The 22,233-nt window shown below is 70.8% G+C and carries 18 protein-coding genes and 1 pseudogene; 13 read left to right on the forward strand and 6 right to left on the reverse strand.

Annotation, left to right across the window (positions count from 1 at the left end; all coding sequences use genetic code 11):
• Together ACIP94_RS27485 and ACIP94_RS27490 are read right to left on the reverse strand one after the other, a co-directional pair.
• On the reverse strand, positions 1-1,187 hold a 1,187-nt coding region (locus tag ACIP94_RS27485), incomplete at its 3' end, for a GH25 family lysozyme (protein ID WP_402431085.1).
• Between the two features lie 441 nt (positions 1,188-1,628).
• Complete coding sequence (locus ACIP94_RS27490; protein WP_402431373.1) at positions 1,629-2,372, reverse strand: SGNH/GDSL hydrolase family protein; 744 nt, start codon at positions 2,370-2,372, stop codon at positions 1,629-1,631.
• 689 nt (positions 2,373-3,061) lie between these two features.
• Here ACIP94_RS27490 and ACIP94_RS27495 point away from each other — a divergent pair.
• From ACIP94_RS27495 to ACIP94_RS27540, 10 genes and pseudogenes are all read left to right on the forward strand, one after another.
• Positions 3,062-3,790 carry a glycosyltransferase family 2 protein gene (locus tag ACIP94_RS27495; RefSeq protein ID WP_402431088.1) on the forward strand — a complete coding sequence of 243 codons (729 nt, stop codon included), beginning with the start codon at positions 3,062-3,064 and terminating at the stop codon, positions 3,788-3,790.
• Complete coding sequence (locus tag ACIP94_RS27500; protein WP_402431091.1) at positions 3,787-4,443, forward strand: DUF2064 domain-containing protein; 657 nt, start codon at positions 3,787-3,789, stop codon at positions 4,441-4,443. Before ACIP94_RS27495 ends, ACIP94_RS27500 begins: the two co-directional genes overlap by 4 nt.
• Before the next feature lie 182 nt (positions 4,444-4,625).
• Positions 4,626-5,312 (forward strand): class I SAM-dependent methyltransferase, encoded by a 687-nt coding sequence (locus tag ACIP94_RS27505; protein WP_402431094.1) that lies wholly within the window; start codon positions 4,626-4,628, stop codon positions 5,310-5,312.
• Positions 5,309-6,775: a glycosyltransferase 87 family protein gene (locus ACIP94_RS27510; protein ID WP_402431098.1), complete on the forward strand. Its 1,467-nt coding sequence runs from the start codon at positions 5,309-5,311 to the stop codon at positions 6,773-6,775. Before ACIP94_RS27505 ends, ACIP94_RS27510 begins: the two co-directional genes overlap by 4 nt.
• A gap of 586 nt (positions 6,776-7,361) precedes the next feature.
• A complete protein-coding gene (locus tag ACIP94_RS27515) occupies positions 7,362-8,795 on the forward strand; it encodes a molybdopterin-dependent oxidoreductase (RefSeq protein WP_402431101.1) in 1,434 nt (477 codons plus the stop codon).
• 2 nt (positions 8,796-8,797) lie between these two features.
• A complete protein-coding gene (locus ACIP94_RS27520) occupies positions 8,798-9,301 on the forward strand; it encodes a hypothetical protein (protein ID WP_402431104.1) in 504 nt (167 codons plus the stop codon).
• Between the two features lie 209 nt (positions 9,302-9,510).
• Positions 9,511-10,524, forward strand: a complete 1,014-nt coding sequence (locus ACIP94_RS27525) for a GlxA family transcriptional regulator (protein ID WP_402431107.1) — start codon at positions 9,511-9,513, stop codon at positions 10,522-10,524.
• A 350-nt stretch (positions 10,525-10,874) separates the two neighbouring features.
• Entirely contained in the window at positions 10,875-11,765 is an 891-nt protein-coding gene (locus tag ACIP94_RS27530; RefSeq protein WP_402431110.1) for a DUF6424 family protein, read from the forward strand.
• Between the two features lie 57 nt (positions 11,766-11,822).
• A pseudogene (locus ACIP94_RS27535) lies at positions 11,823-12,047 on the forward strand (M4 family metallopeptidase); the annotation flags it as partial.
• A 351-nt stretch (positions 12,048-12,398) separates the two neighbouring features.
• Positions 12,399-13,604, forward strand: coding sequence for a hypothetical protein (locus ACIP94_RS27540; protein WP_402431113.1), 1,206 nt, complete (start codon positions 12,399-12,401; stop codon positions 13,602-13,604).
• Here the strand turns inward: ACIP94_RS27540 and ACIP94_RS27545 are convergent.
• The 3 genes from ACIP94_RS27545 to ACIP94_RS27555 all read right to left on the reverse strand — a co-directional run bounded on the left by ACIP94_RS27545 (position 13,588) and on the right by ACIP94_RS27555 (position 16,889).
• Positions 13,588-15,408: an asparagine synthase-related protein gene (locus ACIP94_RS27545; protein ID WP_402431116.1), complete on the reverse strand. Its 1,821-nt coding sequence runs from the start codon at positions 15,406-15,408 to the stop codon at positions 13,588-13,590. The genes ACIP94_RS27540 and ACIP94_RS27545 overlap by 17 nt on opposite strands.
• A 1-nt stretch (position 15,409) precedes the next feature.
• A complete protein-coding gene (locus ACIP94_RS27550; protein WP_402431119.1) occupies positions 15,410-16,033 on the reverse strand; it encodes a lasso peptide biosynthesis B2 protein in 624 nt (207 codons plus the stop codon).
• A 682-nt stretch (positions 16,034-16,715) separates the two neighbouring features.
• Positions 16,716-16,889, reverse strand: a complete 174-nt coding sequence (locus ACIP94_RS27555) for a hypothetical protein (RefSeq protein WP_402431122.1) — start codon at positions 16,887-16,889, stop codon at positions 16,716-16,718.
• Between ACIP94_RS27555 and ACIP94_RS27560 the strand changes: the two genes are divergently transcribed.
• On the forward strand, positions 16,880-17,494 hold the full coding sequence (locus ACIP94_RS27560; RefSeq protein ID WP_402431125.1) for an LLM class flavin-dependent oxidoreductase: 615 nt from the start codon (positions 16,880-16,882) through the stop codon (positions 17,492-17,494). The two genes, ACIP94_RS27555 and ACIP94_RS27560, sit on opposite strands and share 10 nt — an antisense overlap.
• Here the strand turns inward: ACIP94_RS27560 and ACIP94_RS27565 are convergent.
• The gene (locus ACIP94_RS27565; protein WP_402431128.1) at positions 17,482-18,066 is read right to left on the reverse strand and encodes a hypothetical protein; all 585 of its coding nucleotides are present in this window, start codon (positions 18,064-18,066) and stop codon (positions 17,482-17,484) included. The two genes, ACIP94_RS27560 and ACIP94_RS27565, sit on opposite strands and share 13 nt — an antisense overlap.
• Positions 18,067-18,924: 858 nt before the next feature.
• Here ACIP94_RS27565 and ACIP94_RS27570 point away from each other — a divergent pair.
• Together ACIP94_RS27570 and ACIP94_RS27575 are read left to right on the forward strand one after the other, a co-directional pair.
• Complete coding sequence (locus ACIP94_RS27570) at positions 18,925-20,193, forward strand: serine hydrolase domain-containing protein (protein ID WP_402431131.1); 1,269 nt, start codon at positions 18,925-18,927, stop codon at positions 20,191-20,193.
• Between the two features lie 407 nt (positions 20,194-20,600).
• A complete protein-coding gene (locus tag ACIP94_RS27575; protein WP_402431134.1) occupies positions 20,601-22,121 on the forward strand; it encodes a hypothetical protein in 1,521 nt (506 codons plus the stop codon).
• Positions 22,122-22,233: the final 112 nt, after the last annotated feature.

A 22,233-nucleotide genomic window follows, 5' to 3' on the forward strand; every position in this document is an offset into this window, starting at 1 on the left:
ACGGTGAGGCCGTGGGCGGACTGGAAGGAGCGCACCGCGCTGTCGGTGGCGGGACCGAAGTTGCCGTCCACGGTGAGCGAAGCGCCGTGCGCGTCGAGCTGGCTCTGCACGGCCTTGACCGCAGGCCCGGCGGAGCCCTGCTGCACGGTGGTGATCAGTGCCTGCCAGGTGTCGGATCCGACGATGCCGTCCACGGTGAGGCCGTGGGCGGACTGGAAGGAGCGCACCGCGCTGTCGGTGGCGGGACCGAAGTTGCCGTCCACGGTGAGCGAAGCGCCGTGCGCGTCGAGCAGGTACTGCACGGTCTTGACGCGTTCGCCGGTCGAGCCCTGCCGCACGGTGGGCCAGCCGGTGGCCGGCGGCGGCGTGTAACCGCTGCCCTTGGCGAAGGCCTGCAGGTCGGTGGAGGTGCCGTTGAAGGTGTCCTGGTCACCGGGGAGGACACCGGAGTCGGCGTACTGCCAGATGGTCTGGCTGGACCAGCCGGCGGGCAGCACGCCCGGGCTGCTGGAGTAGCGGGCGATCCACAGCGGATCTGTGACGCCGAAGCTGCTGTTGTTGCCGGTGCAGGTGGTCCACCAGTCGGTGGTGGTGTAGATCGTCGGATAGCGCCCGGTCCTGGCGTGGACCTCGTTGCTGAAGTCGCGGATCCAGGAGACCATCGCGCTCTGGCTCAGCCCGTAGCAGGTGGACCCGTAGGGGTTGTATTCGATGTCCAGTGCCGGTGGCAGGGTCTTGCCGTCGGCGGACCAGCTGCCGCCGTGGCTGGTGAACCAGTCGGCCTGCGCCACCCCGCCGGAGTTGTTGGGCAGCGCGAAGTGGTAGGCGCCGCGGAGGAGCCCGGCGTTGTACGAGCCGCTGTACTGCTGGGAGAAATCGGGGTTGGTGTACGTGGTCCCCTCGGTGGCCTTGACGTAGGCGAACGTACCCCCGTCGCGCCTGACGGCCGCCCAGTCCACCGTTCCCTGGTAGGAGCTGACGTCGAGACCGGCGGGTCCGGTGCTCACGGAGGCGGCGAGCGCGGTGGAGTGCGGGACACGCCGGCCGAGCCGCTGTAGCCCCGATCCGGCGTAGTCGTCCTCCGGGTGTGTCACGGGCGTCGGGGTTGGGCCCGGGGCGGTCTTCGCTGAGGCGACGCCTGGCAGGGAGAACAGCAGGCACAGGGAGGCGGCAAGCGGTCCCGCCACCGTGGCGAGTGTGCGACGCAGACGCAAACCTGCACCGGGTCTGCGCCCGGGCGTGATAGCTGCGGCCATGTGTCCTTCCTCGGTTCTGGTCTGACGATGGGTACAACGGGTGCCGTGACGCGCACTGCGAGGAGTCGGCGGTCTCGGCCGCCTGGGTGCGACTGCACCCTTCGCGGGCAAGTGATCAGAGCCAGTGGTTGATTGCGTTCATGACAGCGCATGGTGGGGCTACACGGGTGGAGTTCGACGGTGAACTCGTCGTTGAGGACCCGCCCTTGGTCAACGGGCCATGGAGCTGGGAGGTCTTCTCGTGCTCCAGGGCACGCTTACGGGTCTGACAGAGCCGAGTCGGGGCCGGTGCCGGCGAGTTGGGGCAGAGCCCTTGACGCCGGAGGCGACGGACAAGGGCCCTGCCAGGCGCCGGTTCGGTCGCGGGAGGGATCAGCTGTTCGCGTTGAGGACGGGGTAGTAGCCGCTCGCGTGGCCGGTGGCGGTGGGGTGGTACGACTCCCAGCTCGGCGAGTACACCAGGGAGTGCAGCCAGCCGTCGCCGGAGCACAGTTCATGGCCGTTGAAGGTGGTGCGCACATCACCGAAGACGAAGCCGTGGGCGGCGGCCCGGTTGGCGATGACGTTGTCGAGGACGTCCGCGGCCTCGTCGATCTTGCGGTGCTTGGTGTCGCTGAGGCCGACGCAGTAGACGTTGAGGGTGTACATGCGCGGGTAACCAAGCACGACCACCTTGGCGTTGGGCGCCTTGGCGCGGATCGCGTCGTAGGTGGCGTCCAGGCGGGCGGGAAGCGTGTTCTGGGCGTAGCTCTCGGCCTGGTTGACCCGGTTGACGCAGTCGGAGTCCGAGCCGGTCACGCAGGTGGTCATGACGTCGGAGAAGCCCGCGTCATTGCCGCCGATGGTGAGGGAGACCAGCCCGGTGGCGGAGTTCAGCGGCCCGAGCTGGGAGTTCGTGACGTCCGTGGTGAGGGCGCCCGAGCAGGAGGTGTCGGCGAACGAGGACGGGGCGTGGGCGTTCTTCCAGAGGTAGGGGTAGGCGCTGAAGCTGCGGTGGCAGTCGCCGCTCGAACTGTCGTAGTTCCCTGCGCCGTTGCCGGCTGAGTACGAGTCTCCCAACGCGGCATACGAGGGTCCGGCAGCCTGTGCCGGACCGGTCAGTACCAGGCTGAACATGATCGCGACGCTCAGCGTGGCAAGGGCTGATAGCGACTTGATGCGTCTCACGGAACCTCCCTGAGCGGGAAAGCTGGCTCTCATTTGGTACAGCCCACAACCACTTAGGGGAAGTGTCCATGTCAAAGATTCCTCTCGCGTGGACTCCCTGTTCACGCCAGGAGGGCGCGGGATTCGGCCGGCGGAGCGTCGGGCGGTGAACCGAGGAGAGCCTCCGGGCGGGACGAAGCCTGTGGGGCTCGGAAAGTCATCGCGGCAGCTCAAGCGGCGCATCTGTACTCGTTGACGACTCCGCCGAGGACGCGGGTGCGTAGGAGCCTTCGCGGACCCGCGGCGCCTGCGGCGCGTGGGTGGGCGGTGACCCCGGTGAGGTGGAGTCTGCGGGTGCCGTGCTCGAGGAATACCAGTGCGTACAGGCGCCCGCGGTATCGGCGACGAGAGCGCGGCCGGCCGGAACCGGTCCGCGGGCTCGTCACGTGGAGCTGCCGATCGCCTGCGTGGAGGAGGAAGCGCGTCGGCGTACTGGAGGAGTGTGCGGGTCGGCTGCGGTCGTCGTCCAAGGCCGGTACGCGTTCCGCCGCCGAGTCTCGCACCGGCGTTCGGCCGTCGGCGGGAGTGCTGGCGGACGTCAGCGATCCATAGGCGTACTAGATCCCTTTTATCGTCTTTGTCCACGTAGGGTGAGTGGGGTGATCGAGACATCCTGCTCTTCACCCGCTCCTGTGGATGTGGTGCTGCCCTGCCTCGACGAAGCGGAGGCCCTGCCGTGGGTGCTGGACCGCGTCCCGTCGGGCTGGCGCGCAATCGTCGTCGACAACGACTCCACCGACCGCTCGGCGGACATCGCCCGTGCCCTCGGGGCGCATGTGGTCCACGAGCCGCGCCGTGGCTTCGGCGCCGCCTGCCACGCGGGCCTGACGGCCGCCACGGCCGACGTCGTCTGCTTCTGCGACTGCGACGCCTCCCTCGACCCGGCGCTGCTGCCCGCCGTCACCGGGCCCGTCTTCGACGGCACCGCAGACCTCGTAGTGGGCCGCCGTAGGCCCGTCACACGCCGTGCCTGGCCCCTGCATGCGCGGCTGGCCAACCTGGAGCTGGCCCGCCTGATCCGCCGACGCACCGGACTGCGGCTGCACGATCTGGGCCCGATGCGCGCCGCCCGCCGCGAATCCCTGCTCGCCCTGGCCCTGACCGATCGGCGCTCCGGCTATCCACTGCAGATGGTGATCCGTGCCGCCGACGCCGGCTGGCGGGTGGTGGAGAGGGATGTGCCGTACCGGCCGCGCACGGGCCGTTCGAAGGTCACCGGCACCTGGCGCGGCACCTGGCAAGCGGTACGGGACATGCGCGCCGTCCTCGCCGAACGTCCCGCCGCCGACCCGGTGTCCGCGGCAACCGCCCGGGGAAGCGGACGGTGAGCGCCCGGCACCGGTCCTCGGACCCGCCCACGCTGCTGGTCATCGCCAAGGAACCCGTCCCGGGGCGGGTCAAGACACGGCTCACCCCGCCCTACACGCCCCGGCAGGCGGCCGCTCTGGCCGGGGCCGCCCTCGCCGACACCCTGCACACGGTGCTCAAGGCCCCCGCCCGGCGCCGTGTCCTCGTACTCGACGGTGCCGCCGGTCCCTGGCTGCCACCCGGCATCGACATCGTGCCTCAGGAGGCCGGTGGTCTGGACGAGCGGATCGCGGCCGCCTTCGCCCACTGCGACCGCGGGCCGGCCCTCCTGATCGGCATGGACACCCCCCAACTGACCGCGGAACTTATCGCGGGCGCCGCAGGCGACGGCCCCGACGCCTGGTTCGGGCCGGCCGCGGACGGCGGTTTCTGGGCGCTGGGCTTCGCCGATCCGGCGCGCGCCGGCGCCCTCGTACGGGGCGTGCCGATGTCCACCGACCGCACCGGAGCGATGCAGCGGCGCCGACTGGTGGAGGCGGGGCTGAGCGTGATCGACCTGCCGGTGCTGCGCGATGTGGACACCGCCGCCGACGCCGCTGCGGTCGCCGCGTGCTGCCTGCCCGGCTCACGCTTCGCCGCAACGCTGAACTCGCTCGCGGCGGCTGGGTGGTGATGGGCCCGGCAAGCGGTAAGGACCCTGACTCCACCGAGTGGACGACGCGCACTGCGGTCCGACGGCATCCGCAGACCCGCGACCCACGGCCTGCCAGGACCCTCGCGCACACCCATGCCGCCGATCTGCTCGGTTCAGCCGAACCGGGCGAGCCGTGGACGGATGACCCCTACGCCGATGCCGTGCGCACCGGCCGCGGGCCGCTCTTCTTGCGCCGCCTGGCGCCTGCGGCCCATTCGGACCCCGCCGGAGGGGAAGAAGAACTGCTGCCGCTGGAAGTCGAGCGCTGGTGCGCTGCCCCCGACGCCGCCGACGCCGGCGTCCTGCATCGTTGCGCCGGCCCCGTTCTCGACGTCGGCTGCGGGCCGGGACGTCTGGTGGCGGCGCTGGCTGCCGAGGGCGTACGGGCGCTCGGCGTGGACGTCAGCCCGTCCGCGGTAGCCCGGACCCGCCAGCGCGGGGGTGCGGCCGTGCGCCGGTCCGTCTTCGACCGGCTGCCGAAAGAGGGCCGCTGGGGCACTGCCTTGTTGATGGACGGCAACGTCGGCATCGGTGGCGATCCGGTCGCACTCCTTGCCCGTCTGCGAGCCGTGGTCGCGCCCGGCGGGCGCCTGCTCGCGGAGGCTGCTCCGCACGACGTGGACGAGCGCCTCACCGTCCGGGTCGAGGACGACCACGGCCGGCACGGCCGCCCCTTCCCCTGGGCCCGCCTCGGCACCAACGCCCTGCTCAATGCCGCCGACGTGGCGGGCTGGATCCTCACCGGCCGGTGGACGGCCGACGGCCGCCCGTTCGTGGAACTGCGGCGCCCGCAGCCCGGTCATCGCGACGGGCACCCCACGGTCACCGGAAGGCCCGAACACCCATGAGCGACACCGCCGCCCCGCACCACCATTCGCCCCGGCCGCTGCCCAGTCAGCCTGCCGCACCCATGAGCCGCGCAACGGCCCGTATCCGCACCATCGGCACCGCGGTCCTCCTCACTGCCCTCACCGCCGTCGTCTTCGACACCGTCCGCGCAGGCGACAACCAGAGCCGCCCCGGCCGCCTGCTGGCCGGGTACGCCGTCGCCTGGACGCTGTTCGCCGCCTCGGTGTGGGCCGTACGCAGGGCCCCGGCGCGCGCCGCGACCGGACTGGTCCTGGCCGGGGCGGCCGCCGTGGCGGTGGCCGCGCTCGCGGCGCCGCCCCGCACCAGCGACGACATGTACCGCTACGCCTGGGACGGCCGCGTCCAGGCCGACGGGATCTCCCCGTATGCCCATCCGCCCGCCGCATCCGCACTCGCCAAGCTGCGCGACGACTGGCTCTTCCCCACCCAAGGTTCCTGCCAGGGCTGGGGACTGACGCGCACGAACAGCGGTTTGTGTGTCCGCATCAATCGCCCCACCGTCCCCACCCTCTACCCGCCCGTCGCCGAGGGCTGGTTCTTCACCGTCCACGCCCTCTCACCGCCCGACAGCCGCCACAAGCCGCTCCAGGCCGGCGGCGCCATCCTGGCCTTCGGCACCACCGTGGCCCTGCTCACGGTGCTGCGCCGACGCGGCGACCCGCATGGAGCCGCTGCCCGGACCGCCCTGTGGGGCTGGTGTCCGGCCGTCCCCTTCGAAGCGGTCAACAACGCTCACGTCGACACCCTCGGTGTTCTGCTCACCGTGCTCGCCCTCGGCACCGCCACGGCGGGGGCTCGCCGTGGCGCGCTCCTCGGCGCGGCGATCGCCGTGAAACTGCTGCCCGTTCTGGCGCTGCCGGGCGCCCTGTCCGGACAGCGCAGTCCCGCACGGGTGGCACGCCTGCTCTCGACGGCGCTCGGTGTGGCCACGCTCGTGTATCTGCCCTACGTCGTCGCCTCCGGCGCGGGCGTCCTGGGCTACCTGCCGGGCTATCTCCAGGAGGAGGGCTACGAGCCCGGTGACGTGCACCGCTTCGCCCTGCTGCGACTGCTGCTGCCGGACACCGCCGCAGGAGTGACGGTCATCGTGCTGCTCACGCTGACGGCCCTGTACGTGTGGTGGCGCGGCGACCCGGCCCGCCCCTGGCGCGGCGCCCTGTCGCTGACCGGCGCCGCTCTGCTGCTGATCTCGCCCAACTACCCCTGGTACTCGCTGCTCGTCGTCGGCCTCGTCGCGCTCGACGGCCGCTGGGAGTGGCTGAGCGTCACCGTCGCCGGCACCGCTCTCTACCTCGGTGGCCCGACGCTGCCCGGCTTCCCCCTCCAGGAGTGGGCGTATGGCACGGCCGTCGTGTGCGTCGCGCTCGGGGCCTGTCTGCGCGCCGCCCCGGCACGGGACCTTCTGGAGCCACGCCGCGGCCGGGGCCTGCCGCCCACCTGACACCCGTCGCGGAAGCCGGCCGGGTGCCCGGCGTCGTCCGCCGCCGCGAGCCGTGGCGCTGAACGTCCGGCCACAAGGCGCCGGGTCGGCGTCGACGGTCCGTTTCAGGGACCGGCCGGCGGCGCGGCAAGGACCGTCGATCCAGGCCGCCGATCATGTCCGCAACCACGACGTCAGCGGCGGCGCCGGAACACGACCAGGGGTAACACCGTGAAGCGAAGACCGGTGATCAGGGCGAACTCGGGAACCAGCACCAAGGCCTCCGCCGCCGACGCGCACGAGGAAACCAGCCGAGCTCCCCGGACGGCCCGCTGCGGCCGGACAGGGCGGCCGCGTGGTGCCCTGCGCCGAGGAGCCGCCCCTGGCCGTCATGAGGCCACCTGCCGGGGACCGGTCGACCCGTGCCGAGCGACGGCTCCGCCGTTTGGCTGGCGGCAGACACTCCCATACCCGCCGGACTCGGCCTGGCGCCGGGACCTGTGTCAGTTTGGAGACCTGCGCCAGGTCGTACGTGCCTGCCGCGTCGGACACTGATCGCGCCCGGTCGTCGGCCCCCTGAGACGCCCGGAGACGGAGGAGACGGCCGATGGACGATGGCGGACGACCGCCGCCGCCGAAGGGGTCCGGCGTGCCCCGGCCCGCGACGGACGAAGGGCACGCGCGGGAGCGCTTCAGACGGGCACGCGTCGCCGCGGCGGCTCTCACCGACCGGGCTGCCACCCGCCTGCGAGCCGTCGGGCGACGGGTCGGGCAGGCTCCACCGCCACCGGGGCCATTCCGCCCCGAGTTCTGGCGCAGCCCGATCCGAGGTCCCTGGCTGACGTCCGTATTCGGCCTGGTCCTGCTGGCCGGCATCCCGCTGATCTTCATCACCGGCATGCTCTCCTATGCCGCGTACAACCCCGATCTGGGCCCGCTCAACGACCAGACTCCGGACAAAGGCGTTCTGGGCTTCTATCTCTTCGACTGGCCCACGCACCCGTACTGGCTGTACCGGCTGACCCAGGGCGTGCACGTCACGCTCGGCGTGACGCTGGTGCCGGTGCTGCTGGGCAAGCTGTGGTCCGTCATCCCCAGGCTGTTCGAGTGGCCGCCGGTGCGGACCGTCGCGCACGGTCTGGAACGGCTGTCCCTGCTGATGCTGGTGGGCGGGGTCATCTTCGAGTTCGTGACCGGCATCTTCAACATCCAGCTCTTCTACGTCTTCCCAGGCTCCTTCTACACTCTGCACTTCTACGGGGCCTGGGTGTTCATCGCCGCCTTCGTCGTCCACGTCAGCATCAGACTCGGCCGGATGACGCGCGCCCTGCGCTCCCGCGGCCTGGCCGCCGAACTGCGCACCGACCTCGCCCATACCCGGCCCGAGCCTCCCGACCCCGACGGCCTGGTCGCCATCGCTCCTCAGGCACCGACCATGACGCGTCGCGGCGCCGTGGGAATGGTGGGGGCCGGATCGCTGCTCCTGCTCGTGGTCACCGCCGGCCAGAGCATCGGCGGGCGACTGCGGGAGAGCGCCCTGCTCGCGCCGCACAACCGCGATCCGGGACGCGGACCGAACGGTTTTCAGATCAACAAGACAGCCGCCGCCGTCGGCGTCACCCGCGCGCGTGTGGGCCCGGACTGGCGGCTGGAGATCAGCGGTCATGGGCCATCCCTGGTGTTCACCCGAGGACAGCTCCTGGCGATGCGTCAGCATGCCGCCGCGCTGCCGATCGCGTGTGTGGAGGGGTGGTCCACCCCCGATCAGCACTGGAGCGGCCTACGGCTGACGGATCTGGCCGCCATGGCCGGGCTGCCCCGTGCCTCACGCGTACTGGTGGAGTCCGTCCAGCCGCCGGGCCCCTACAGCTCGGTCGTACTGCGGGGCAATCAGATCCACGACCCCCGAGCGCTGCTCGCCCTGCGCGTCAACGGCGCGGACCTCTCGATCGATCACGGCTACCCGGCGCGTGTCATCGTCCCGGCCAACCCCGGGGTGAACAACACCAAGTGGGTGCACCGGCTCACCTTCAGGGCGTGATCATGGCACGCTTCGTCCGCTGGTACGGATCCAACCCCCTGCACCTGCTCGTCCTGATCTGTTCGTTCGCCCTCACCGCCTACGCCATGGTGCGTCTGTTCGCCCTCCGGCCGCTCGCGGTGGCGGTCTGGTTCGTCGGCGCTGCGGTCGTCCACGACCTGATCCTGCTCCCGCTCTACTCGCTCGCCGACCTGACGGCCCCCGCCGTGCTGCGACACCGCACCATCCGCGTACCGCAGCTGCCGTGGATCAACTACCTGCGCGTCCCCTCCTTCCTCTCCGGCGTGCTCCTGCTCGTCTGGTTCCCTCTCATCTTCGCTCTGTCCGTGCCCTACCCCGGCGCCACCCGGCTGTCCGAAAGTGTCTACCTCGGCCGATGGCTGATCATCACAGGTGTGCTGTTCGGCGCCTCCGCAGTGGCCTTCGCCGTCAAACTGCGCAGGATCCACCGAGCCGCCCGCACCGACGAGGAGCGGCGCGGCCCGGGCCCGGACTCAGCGCCGTGATGCACATGCTGTGAGGTCACGTGCGGGACCCCGGCCGGTGAGCGGACGCGGGTCCGGATCCGGAAGACACGTGTCACCTCGGCGGTGACCGGTTTCACCCGGCGCCCCTCGGGGTCTTGCTCCTGGTGAGCGGGGTGAGTGGAGGCGTGGCAGGAAACGTCAACAACCTGTCCTTGCGGACGGCTCGCCGCTGGGAACAGTCTGTGATCGTGAAGGAACGACGTGTTGTCATCGCGGTCTACCCCGGTGCCCAGACACTGGACGTCAGCGGACCGCTCGAAGTCTTCGACAGCGTGAACCGGTTGTCATCCGGAGACAGTGCCTACCGCTTGCAGTGTGTCTCCCCTGACGCGCCCTCAGTGCCCACCTCCACGGGCCTGGTCGTCCAGGCGGAGCCGCTGGAGGCGGCGGAGGGGACGATCGACACGCTGCTCGTTCCCGGCGGGCCGGGCCTGAAGCAGGCCTTGCGCGACTGCTCCTTCATCGCGTGGATCAGGTCCGCCGCCGAGCGGTCCCGCCGCGTGGCGTCCGTGTGCGGAGGGGCGTTCCTGCTGGCCGAGGCCGGTCTTCTGGACGGACGGCGGGCCACCACGCACTGGGCGTTCTGGGAGCAGATGGCCCGTCGCTATCCCAAGGTGACCGTGGATCCCGAGCCGATCTTCATCCGGGACGGGCCTTATGTCACCTCCGCGGGCGTGTCCACCGGCATCGACATGGCCTTGGCTCTGGTGGAGGGCGATCACGGTCCGGGCTGTGCCCTGGAGATCGCCAGATTCCTGGTGCTGTACTTCAAGAGGCCCGGCGGCCAGGCACAGTACAGCATGGTCCTGAACGCACAACTGTCCGATCAGGAGCCGATCCGGGTCGTGCAGGACTGGATTCAGGAGAACCTCCACCGCGTGCTGCCGGTATCCGAACTCGCCGAACGGGCGAACCTGAGCCCGCGTCACTTCGCCCGGGTGTTCCGTCGCGTGGTGGGGATGACGCCCGGCCAGTACGTCCGGCGGTTGCGTGTCGCCCGGGCCCGTCAGCTTCTGGAGGCCACGGAGCTGTCGGTGGGGCAGATCGCGAGTCGATGCGGGTTCACCAACGTCGAAACGTTCCTGCGCGCATTCGATGCCTTTCTCGGCATCACCCCCGCCCAGTACCGGCAGCACTTCCAGCTCCACAGCCCCTCCGGCCTGGTCGTCGAGCCGGGCTGGACGGAACGGAGGTCGGCATGACGGACCGGATGCGCCTGGCCGACTACGTGGCCGCCGAGCTGGACCGAATCGGTGTGCGCCACGTGTTCGGGGTCGGCGGCGCCGACATCGAGGACCTGTACGACGCGGTGCACCGCGCCCTGGGCCGGCCAGTTGTTCACCCAGTCCCAGGTCCGCGGTCTGTCCCAGGCCGCCATTCCGGACGACGGTTGCGGAGTCGCCTACTTGACGGCCTCCATCCACGCGCCCCTGTCCACCGGACTCCCCGGCGGCTTGGGCGCGCGAACCCCTGCCCCCGGGCGCACGATGAAGGCAGGGGCGCCCGGCACCGTGGGCCGGACACGGCCGCGGTCGGCATCTGGAGGTCGGTCATGGCCAGCATCGGATCCCTTGCGTCGTCCCGCACTCCCGACACGCTCAAGCCCGGCGGGATCGAATCGGAGAGCCACCCTTGGAAGATACGGCTGGTCGAGCACCCCAAACGCTTTGAGTCGTCGTTCTTCCGCGCCGCGAAGAAGACGGCGCGGAAGATCCTCGACGAGATGAGCGATGAGGAACTGCCGTACGGGACCCGTCCCGCCGGCTCCGAGCGCTGGGAGATGCACCACGGAGGCAGCCTCTGGGTCAGGGGAAAGCACGCCTGGCGGATGTACCGCGCCCGGGTGGGCATCGAGTGGAGCATGCAGTTCTGCGCCGAGCCTGCGAAGGTCGACCGGCTCAGGCGGGAGGCGGCCGAACTCGTCGACGCCTTCCCTCTGACCCTGCCGGCCCTCGCCGAGCTGGGATACGAGGAGGCCGAGGACCTGCTGCACACCCCGATCGAGAACGCGGACGGGGTGGAGGCGTGGACCGATTCCCTGTTCAACGCATGCGTGCCCATGAGCCACGGCAACCACCAGGGACTCCTTCCCAAGGTGCCCGGCGAGCACCACTACCCCTGGCCTGTCAAGGGCGCGGACTTCGTCCGGTACGACGACTTCCAACTGTGGGTGACTCTGCCCGATGGCACCCACGGTGCCGTCGCCCCGGTGGACCGGCGGGGTTCCGGGGACGGGCATGTCCGCCTGGTGCACGTCCCCGAGGGCAGCGAAGCGGCGGACACGCTGGCCGAGGCGCAGGACCAGGGGCTGATGGCGGTCCTGCCGCCGAACAGTTCGGCCGCGCTCCAGGCATTCGCCGACCAGATCGACCGCGGGCGACGCACGGCGGCTGGTCCCCCGGCCACGGGCCGGACGCGCCGGAACGGCCGGGGCTCCCGCTAGGCCGGCCGGACTCAGCGGCGCGGATGCCGTCACGGCAGATGCCGCAGGGAAGACGGTGCGTGGCGCCGGTCGAGCATGACGTGCGCCGCGGGGGCGGGCCGTATCTGGTACGACGTGCTCACCAGTGGCGCACTCGCCCGCGACGCCGATTTCGCGTCCTTCGCCCGGCTGACGGCGGACGCCGCCGGCGCCTACGGGCCGCAGGAGCGTGCGGCGGTACTTAAGGCGTGGGACGAGGTCGGCGTATCCGCTGATGGAGTCGACCAGGAACCCATTCGGTAGGCGGCACGGAGGCATCCGGATGGTGATCCGGGGGATCACCGCCGACGATGGTGCTCGAGCCCTCGGCATGTGCCGGGTCTCCTGCAGCCGCTGCGGGGATCGGATGATCCGCGACGCCACCGCGAGACACGTGCCGCAGGCAGCCGGCAGGGGCTCGTCAGACGGCGCTTCACCCGTGCGGCGCCCCGGCGACGGTCGAAGGAGACACCCTGTGGGTCAGGTCCTCTTGGGGCGAATCGCGTACGGTGCGCGGCGTCAGGAGATGAGCAGATGAAGCCTCCGCCCCGGTCCGGCGTCGGCTCGCACCCGCGGGTGCGACGGGTACCGACGACGAGAACCAGACGGTCACCGGTGGCCGTGGTGGTGATCCTGCCGGTCTTCCTGCTGACGACGCTGGGGCTGGGCTGGATCGGCATCGAGGATCTCAGCGGGGCCCTGACCTTCCCGGGCCGCATCACCGGTGCCGTCCTCATCGTGGTCTCGCTCACCACGTTGCTGGGTGCTGCCGCGGTCGTGGACCACTGGTTCTGGAACACCTTCGCCTACTCCGGTCTGGTCGCTCTGATCGGCGCGAGCGCCGCATTCCTGACCAACGCCATGCTCCTCGTCGAGACATGCAAGAGCGGGGAGTCCCCCTTCTACCAGGCGCTGTTGGGCATGCTCACGGCGGGTGCCGCATGGGCTGTCTTCGTGGTGTGGCGGACAACCGTCGTGATCCCCGCCCCGAAGCGGGTGGCCGCGGCGATGATCGTCTCCTTGGTCATCGCGGCAGCCAATTTCGGTTACCAGAGTCTTTTTCAGCCCTTCCAGCACGGGTCCAAGCCTCTTATCAAGCTGACCATGGGGACGCCTGTGCTGAGCCAGGACCGTAAGGCGTTCGCCGTGCCGGTCGACATCAGTCTCGAGAACCACAGCGATGTGGGTTTCTATGTGCTCGGCACCGAAATCCACGCCATGGGGGAGCGGGTGTCGTTGAGCGCCAGGGACCGGCTCCGCCAGCAGTGGCGGGCCGATGCCGAGCAGTGGAAGTATTTCCAGGAGAAGAACCCGCTCTCCCGCAGGGAGATCCACCAGCCCGGCGAGTTGGTGGCCGCGCAGCCCTTTATGCCCCCCGGGGCGTGGATCGACGCAAACGACGCCTTCGCCACCCGAACGGTGGTGCAACTGCCGATCGACACGCCGTACGACCGGGTGGCGTTCTATGCCAAGGGTAGCTTCGCGCGCAAGGACCGGCTCGGCCTGGTGCCGCCGCTTCAATTCGAAGGGTACTCCTGGAACGGTGGGCATGTGCCCCGGTGGATGAAGAGCCCGGACCTCGACGCCGTCGTCTATCGCGGCAGGGTGCACGAGAACAATGCGATCGACGAGCACACGAGGGAGGCGCGCTACGTAACCGTCTATTGGGATTTCGGCGCACATGGCGCAAGCGTTGATGCAGTCATCGCGCGAAAAGGCGAGGAGCGATCCCCGTCGGATTCGGGCAGCCGCTACGGCCTTGTCGACGTCGAGACGGGCCCGATCGAACGGACGCTGTGGGACATCAAGACCCAGCGATGACCGTCATGGCCGTATCGAGCGCGGGAGACCGCCCGTCCAGTCGCTCCAGCCATGCCACGAGGGCGAGCGAGCCGTTCAGGCGATCCCATGAGTAGGGGTCCCCCATTCCGAGCTGTGCCTCCCTCACTGCCCGGCACAGCGTGTCGACGTCGAACATCTCCGCGATCAGCGGATGTCTCGCGGAGCGGCAGAGGTCGATGAGCTCGTCGCCGTGTGTCCGCAGACCGCGGGCGTAGAGCTCGTTGAAGGGGATCTTGGCCTTCCTGCCGCGGACCCGGGGCGGGAGCAGATCCGCCATGGCCTCCCGCAGAACGGCCTTCGGCCGGCCCGGGAGGAACGTGGCTTCGGCGGGAAGGCGGCGCATCGTGGCGACGACCTCCGGGTCGAGGAAGGGATGCGAGAGGAAGAATCCGTCCCGCCCCGCGTGACGCCAGGACAGCGGGTCGGGAGCGGCCAGGTAGTTGGCCGCGTCGTAGAAGGAGTGTTCCGGCCTGCGCCCGAACATGAAGCGGCTCTCCGCAATGCTGGCCTCCCGATAGCCGTGAGCCCGGGCGAATGCGGATCGCAGCCATCGCGGACGGGTGAGGTTGCCGAGGCCGCCGAGCACCGTTCCGCGGCGGCGGACGAACGCTGCGATCCGCTCGCTTGCCAGCGGAAGAGCCGGCCGCACCACATGGGCGGAGACGACGTCCCACACGCCTTGCTCGCTGCCCGCGGCCCAGGCACGTGCCTGCTTCGCCATCTGCCGGAGCTGTCCCGTGCGGGCCAGCCTGTGCAGGTGAAACGGGTTGGCGTCCACGATCGGGTCCGCCCCGCAGCCGGTCAGGAGAGTGTCACAGCCCAGTTCCGCCGCGGCGGCATGAAGCCTGCGCCAGAACGGGGCGCGGAAGGCGTGCGCATGAGGCTCGTCCGCGTCTGCCGCGTGGTCCTGGAAGTCGTCGAAGTCGGCCACGTCCTCGGCGTCGACGATCACCGGGTGGGCCGCGGCCGCGTGACGGCGGATCTCCTTCATCGCCTCGTCGAGGTAGGGCTGCTCTCCAGCCAGCTCCCCCCTGCCGAAGCGCCCGGCGATCAGGACAAGGTCCCCGGAGGGGCCCCGCCCCGCGGCCCGTAGATGCGCCGCGAGCAAGGCGATGCTGGTGGAGTCGGTGCCGCCGGAGACGTGACATGCCGTCACCCTGCCCATACGGCGTTCGACGGCGTTCTCGAGCGCGAGGCGCAGGTCCTTGGCGGCGCCGCCAAGGCGTGGGCCCTGTGCTGCCGGCATCGACGGGTCGTGGGCCTGAGGGACGCGGAGCCGTACCCGACGGAGCATCTGCCCGGCCATCGAAAGCTCCACCACCTCGCCGCCGAGAACCCGGTGCACCCCGGCGAAAGGGGTGAGCTCCGTGTGCTGTTGAGCCATGTTCCCGGTCAGATACCGGCAGACGTAGCGACGTTCCGGCTCTGCTCCGACGCCCAGGCGGCGCGCCGAGGTACTCGCCGCGCTCACGCGGCCACCGGACTCCCTGAAGAACAGAGGAATGCGCGCTTGCTGGTCCCGCATCAGCAGGATGCGGTCGCGGCACAGCAGGACGGCCGCATAATCACCGGTCGGCAGGCACGGTACGGCTCCCGGTCGGCCGAAAGCGTCGAGGAGACCGCGCGCGCCCGCGACACGGCCCTGGACGGAGCCGACCCACCCGACGACCGCCGCGGTGCCGGCCCCTGAGGAGACCGTCGTCACGAGCCCCTGTCGCACCATGGGCCCCGCCGCCGAGAGCTTCGGTGAGCCACCGGCCCACTCGAGGCGCAGTGCCTCCACGTCACTGTCCTCCCCCGTTGATCGAGAGAACAGGCGCGAAGGCGTGCCCGCGCGGATCGGCGTCGGGGATGCACAGGTCCGCCGAAGAGGTCCAGGCGTGCAGGGCGAACGGATGCTCGCGCACACCGACGTGAAGCACGGCCTTCAGGCCGCGCCGCCGCAGCAGGACGAAGGCCGTCACGGCCTCGGCCTTGCAGTCGTCGTTGACGAACCAGCTTCTGCGGCCGTGTGACTGGACTGCTCGCTTGAGCCACGCGACGTCCCGCTCGGAAGGAATGTCCGCACGCACGTAATCCGGGGCTGCCACGGACAGGAGCCGCAGGACCCGTCCGAATCCCATGGTCCGGATCAGCAGGTGCACTGCGCGCAGCCAGAGTCCGACCTCGACGTCCGAATGCTCCTTTCGGACGGCCGTCGCGCATCCGGCCCGGATGAGCCCGGTGACGAGGTCGGCGCGCTCCACGGAGCTTCCGTCAGAGAGTTTCCGGATGTCCGCCGTCGCCATTCCGAGAAACCGCGTCCGCTTCCAGTCCGCGATCAGCGCCCCGTTGGACATCCTGGTGACACGGCAGTGTGGGGACAGGATCCGCGTGATGGCCCCCAGCGCATCGACGTCCTCCGCCACCGCACGCCCTCCAAGGTCGGCCCGCCACAGCGACTCTGAGGCGGGCCCGGTCCGACTTGTGGACGGTGTCAGGACATGTATCCGTGACCGTCGTAGTGGCCACCGCTGAAGCCCCGGATCAGACGGCTGTTGCCGAGAAGGACAAGCCCGCGCGGCATACGACGTCGCAGCAGTCGGAGAAACATCGCATACCTCCAAGACTCAGGCGGAACCGGTCGTTTCTCAGGCTACCTTTCCCCGTCCACCCCGCAACCGGACTGCTGCCGGCGTCGCGAAACACCAGCGGTTCGCCTGACCGCAGCGGCCTGGGCGTATGCCCGGTGCGCATCAGGCTGATCCGCGAGCCGGCGGGCTCGGCGGACTGGACGCACCGCCCCGGCCGCACGCTGGAGTCCTGGCTGCCTGCCGCGATCCGCCGTACGACTGCTTCCGGGACTCCACCACCAGCCTGCCCACGACCAGCGCTCTCCCTCGCCCTGCGCGCCGTACGCCGGACGCCGCAGCCCCGGACCTCGGAGCCGACCGGCGCGACGCGGATCACGACGACATCGGACAGCCGGGCCGACCGGCACGACGCGGATCACGGCGGCATCGGGCAGCCGGGCCCACCGGCGACGCCACGGCCGAGTCGAACTGCTCGGCCGTCGGCGCCGGCAAGGGCCGCCGACGGCCAGTCGTGGACCTACCCAAGCTCCGGGATGACCTCCGAGGCCAGCCGTTCGGCGTGCTCGGCCGATGCGAACAGCGGCGTGAACAGGATGAGTTCGGCCCCGGCGGCGACGACCTCACGCAACTGCCGAACACAGTCCATGGGCGTTCCCGCGATCGCGGCGGCTTCGATCTCGGGTGACTTCACCGTGTAGAGCGCGGCCCTCCGGCGAATTCTGGCAGTTGTCCGATGCCGCCATGGAACCGAAACCGTTCCAGAAGCCCCATCCTCCCTTGTGGTTCGGCGGGAGCGGGCGCACCGCGTTGCGACGCGCCGTGATGAATCCCGACCTCTTCGGTGCGGGGCAGGTACCGACCCGGAAGCTCGCCGAGCAGGCCCGGATCGTGCGGCAGGCACTGGCCGAGTGCGGCAGGCCGGCACCGGACACGAGGAATCACCCGGCCGGCGGAACCGGCGGTCGGCCGGGCCGTCACCCGTGTGGCGGGGGAGGGCGCGCCGGACCGGGAGACGGTCGTGCCCCCGCGGCTCGTCATCCGCGGGGACGACGGCGGCGCCCCACGGGGACCGATAGGGCGGCGCCGTCAGAAGCGCTCTTAGCTCAACGTCTCGTTTTTCCGGTGATCGACACGCGGGTCCCTCGGCAAAGGATTAGCGTGGGACGCGGACGGGCCGGTCAGGGTCCTCGCGGACGCGCCGGTCACGGTCCTCACAGACCGGAACCCCGGCCCGATTCCGGCGGGCCGGGGTTCTCGTTGTGTGGGCAACACGAGTGCCCCTGTCAGTCGTCGTAGCCCTTGTGGCGGTGCACGATCCGGATGCTGCCCACCACACCGTGCCTGACCTTCACGCCGCCGCGGACGCGGCGGGGGAAGAGGCCGTTGCTGGAGCTGTGAGGACCGACAGTGGCGATGGGAGCGCCGTTGTCGCAGGTCGCACCATTGAAGACCTCGACGGTCTTCTTGCTGTCGTTGCGGACGTTGAGGCTGTTCGCCCCGAGGCCGCTGACAATCGTGATGCAGCTGCTCTCGTGGGGGGAGTACTCCCGCTCGTTGACGAAGATACGACCCTCGCCCTTGTGGTGGCCCTCCTCCTCGTTCTCCTCCTCCTCGCCACCCTCGTGGCCCTTGGAGTTGTCGTTGTTGTTGCCGTAGCTGTTGTTGTTGTTGCCGTTGTTGTTGCCGTTGCCGTTGCTGCCGTCGGAGTAGGCCGGAGCGCCCGCCGCCGGAGCAGCGGCGGGAGCGGGGGCCGCGACCGCGGCCGCCTGAGCCGGCTCCGAGGCGGCGTTGGCGTAGGTGATGCCGGTGGCCACCAGGGCCGCGCCGGCCGCCAGCGCGGCGGTCACCACAGTGGAACGCGTTGCCATGTTGCTTCTCCTGTCTGAGAGACGTCGGCTGTGAGCCGATGCGAGATTGAACGTACAGATCATCTTCTTGTGTGTCATATCAGACATGCTGAAAATATTACGAAGGATCCTTTTGGAGTAATGGCGGCACTGACGCCTCGTCAATCAGACCCAGGCGGCCTTCTTGGCCGGGGCGCGGTTCGGCGCGGCCCGACAGCCGACCCGGGGTCAGAAGCCCGGGGCCGTATCGGCGAGGCCGTCCCACCCGGGGGAGGCCGGGTGTCGGGTGGCGCCGCCTTTGCCCCTCATGTCCCGTTAACTCTGCGTCTGCGGGCGGTAGTTGATGCTGAGGCGAGGCAGGGCGGTCGGCCGGCCCCGCGCCGGTCGACCGGGGGTCGTTCTCCCGGCGGCCGGCGGATGGTTCGAACCGGATGGCCGGCCGGCCTGAGCGGCGGGCGGACCGGTCGGCGGGCGTGGCGGGAAGGTGGTCCGGTCGCGGTCCCGGACGCGGGGTCGGCGAACGGGTGAATCGGTCGCGGCGTCGGCGTGTCGTGGCTCCGGGGGACCGGCGGTCCGGGCCGTCCGGGCGGTCCGGGGGTGCGGGTGGTCCGGGCGGTCCGGGGGATCCGGGGGATCCGGGCGGTCCGGGCGGTCCGGGGGTGCGGGTGGTCCGGGCGGTCCGGGGGATCCGGGGGATCCGGGCGGTCCGGGGGTGCGGGTGGTCCGGGCGGTCCGGGGGATCCGGGTGGTCCGGGCGGTCCGGGGGTGCGGGTGACACGCCGACAGGCGGGGTCGCGCGGGCGCTCATAGTCTGGCGTCGGGACCCGTGGCCTGCGTCCCAGGTGTGAGCGCGGGTCTGTTCACAGTGGGAGTCGGCTCATGGCGCGTGTGTGCGGACGGTTGCGTAAAGGTGCGGCGATCGTCGCCGCCGTGGGGGCGCTCGGACTGCCGATCGCTGCCGGAGCCGTGTGGGGAGCCGTGCGGGGGGCGGAGGAAGGGGAACCCGTCACCGTCGCCGTACCCCATATGCCCTCTTCCACATGGCCGTCGGTCGGTGAGACGCCGGTCCTCGGGCCCGATGTGCAACGGCAGCTCGACGCGGCCGTTCAGGGGATCATGAGGGAGGTGCACGTCCCCGGTGTCACCGTGGGGCTGTGGACGCCCGGCAAGGGCAGCTACGTACGCTCGTTCGGAGTCGCCGACAAGGACAACGGCCGCCCGATGGCGCCGGACCTGCGCATGCGGATCGGCAGTGAGACCAAGACGTTCACCGTGACGGCGCTGCTCCAGTTGGCCGACCGGGGCCGGGTGGGCCTGGACGACCCGATCGGAAAGTACGTCGACGGTGTGCCGGGCGGGAACAGGATCACCCTGCGTCAGCTGGCCGGAATGCGCAGCGGTCTGTTCGACTACGCCGACGACGAGGCGTTCTTCCGGGCGCTGACGTCCGATCCTCGGCGGTCCCTCACCCCGCGGGAGGTGCTCGACCACTCCTTCAAGCATCCCGTGCTGTTCCCGCCCGGACGGCGGTTCGACTACAGCAACACCAATCTCGTGCTGCTCGGCCTGGTCGTGGAGAAGGTAGGCGGACTGCCGCTCGGGGAGTTCATCCAGAGGAACATCCTCCACCCTGCCGGCCTGGACCATACGGGCTTCCCCGTCGACGCCTCCTTCCCGGACCCGCATGCCCGGGGATACACGGACCAGACCGCGGGCGGGAAGGTCGAGGACGCGACCGACTGGAACCCCTCCTGGGCCTGGGCGGCCGGCGCGATGATCTCCGATCTGCGGGATCTGCGGGTGTGGGCGCGCACGGTGGCCACCGGCACCCTGCCCGACGGAACCGTCCTGATCCGCCCGGCCCTGCAACGGCAGCGGCTCATCGCGTCCCCGACGTCCGCCCCCGGCGTCGGATACGGGCTCGGCATCTTCGATGTGCAGGGCTGGATCGGGCACAACGGCTCGCTGCCGGGCTACGAGTGCTTGACCGTCTATCTGCCGCCGGCGCGGACGACCCTCGTGGTGCTGTTGAACACCGACATCCGCCACGACGGGCAGCAGCCCAGCGCCATTTTCGGCGAAGCCATCACGAAGATCGCCACGCCGGGGCATGTCCTCAGCCTGCCCGCGCGGCCGTCGGCCGGGTGAGAAGCGCTGTCGTTCGTCTTTTCTTCCGTCTCTCGCTCGTCGCTGTTCGCTGTGCCTCCGCGGACAGCGGGCTCGTCGGTCCAGGAGGGGTGGGGCGGTTGGGGAGTGGCGCGGTAGGGGAGTGACGCGGTAGGAATCGGCGTGCCTGCCGCTCCTACGCCGGCGGGACGCGTGCCGCGTAGGTGCGACCGCTGCCGTGCTCGCCTCAACTCCCGCTGACTGCAAGCCCTTTCGGAGGTGCGCCGCGTCCGGTCGGCGCTCGGCGCGTGGTTCACATCACAGGTGTCCGGGGCTGGAATGTGGAGCGAGGCTTCACATCTTCATGGCATGCTCACGCCTTGTTACCCGTCGGTATGATCGGACCGCCGGGCTCCTTCTGGTAACCCCCCACCACCACAGGACAGATCTTGCGTATCCGCAAGGGGCACCTGCGTGCCCTCATGCCCGCACTCACCGCATCCGTGCTGCTGCTCGCCTCAGGCTGCGCGTCGGGGTCCGGTTCTTCCTCCGCCTCCGGCGCGGCGCCCGCCGGGCAGCCCGATGCATCCGCCGCCGCGGCCAAGGGCGCCGACAGCGCGCTCGCGGTCAAGGCGGCGCCCGCCGCCATGTCCACCGCACTCGCCCGGCCGGACACGACCGGCGCACGGGCCCACCGCAGCACCCTCAAGGTGAGTTCGTACGACCGTCACACCCGACGGGCCGTCATCTCACAGGCGGTCAGGACAACGGCCAGCCCGTCGGAATCACCCACGGCATCGGGCTCGTCCACGGCATCCGGCCCGTCCACGGCGCCCGGATCGCCTACGGCGACCCCGTCCGCAACCCCGAGCCGGCCCGCCGAGCCGGGGCGGATCGCCGTCGGCGACGTCATCGCCAGCGCGCCCGCGCCCGGCGCCCCTGACGGCCTCCTCGCCAAGGTCACCCGGGTGATCGGGGAGACCGGCGCCGGCACCGAGGTGCAGACCGCGCCGACCACCCTCGACACCCTGCTGGGCGGCGACAAGGCCAAGGGCACCGTCCCCGTCGACCCCTCGTCCTTCGCTGTCGAGCGACTGCTGCCCGATGTGAAGGTCTCCTGGGCCAGGAGGGGGGACATCCACGTGGGACCCGAGGGTGCGAAGCTCCCGCTGGGCAGCCTGCGCCTCGACCTCCGCGCCGATGTGCCCACCCCCGCGGGGACCCCGGTGTCGGCGGACGCCAGCGTGGCCGGATATGTGCAGGTCGCGCCCGAGGTCGACTTCTCCTACGGCGGAGGCGGCACCGGTGACGCGTCCGCCGAGGCCGGGCAGGCCGGGCCCGCCTCGGCGTACCTCGGCGTGTCGGGCGACTGGACCTCGCAGTGGTCACTGAAGGGGCGCGTCGGAGTCACCGCCAAGCCGGTGCGGGTGCCCTTCGCCAAGCTCCACGCCGACCCCGTCCTCCAGGTCGGCTCGATCCCCGTCGTCGTCAACCTCGATCTGACCTGCTACTTCGAGGTCAGCGGCGACGGCAGTGTGACCGTCGCGGTGGAACAGGATCTCAAGGGTGACTTCAAGGCCGGCGGCACCTACGGTCCGGGCAAGGGCTGGACGCCGGTGAACGAGTCCACGATGACGAGCACGCCGGTGCGCACCTCCCTGACGGCCGCAGGGAACGTCAAGGGTGCGCTGGGCGCGCAGGCCGCCGTCGGTCTCTACGGCGCGGTGGGCGTCGCCGCCGACCTGGCACCGTATCTGCGCGGCGAGGTGTCGGCAGCGGCGAGCGCGGCCGCGAGCCCCGGCGCACGGACGGCGGCCGGCGCGACCGGGGCGTGGGCGCTGTACGGCGGTGTCGATCTGAGTGGCGCGCTGCAACTGCAACTGTCCATCTTCGGCACGCCCGTCCTCCAGCGCACGATCCCCCTGGGCGCGTTCCATCGGGAGTGGAAGCTCGCCTCGGGCGCCGTCTAGGGCGACCCACCGGCAACCTGCCTGGTGGTGAGCGGCGCGCACGGCGCTCGCCACCAGCGCGAGCCGGCTCCCTCCGTCCCAGGGGACGTTCCGCCCATCCCCGGAACAGGGA

This window comes from Streptomyces sp. NPDC093261 (genome assembly GCF_044753645.1).
GTDB lineage: Bacteria > Actinomycetota > Actinomycetes > Streptomycetales > Streptomycetaceae > Streptomyces.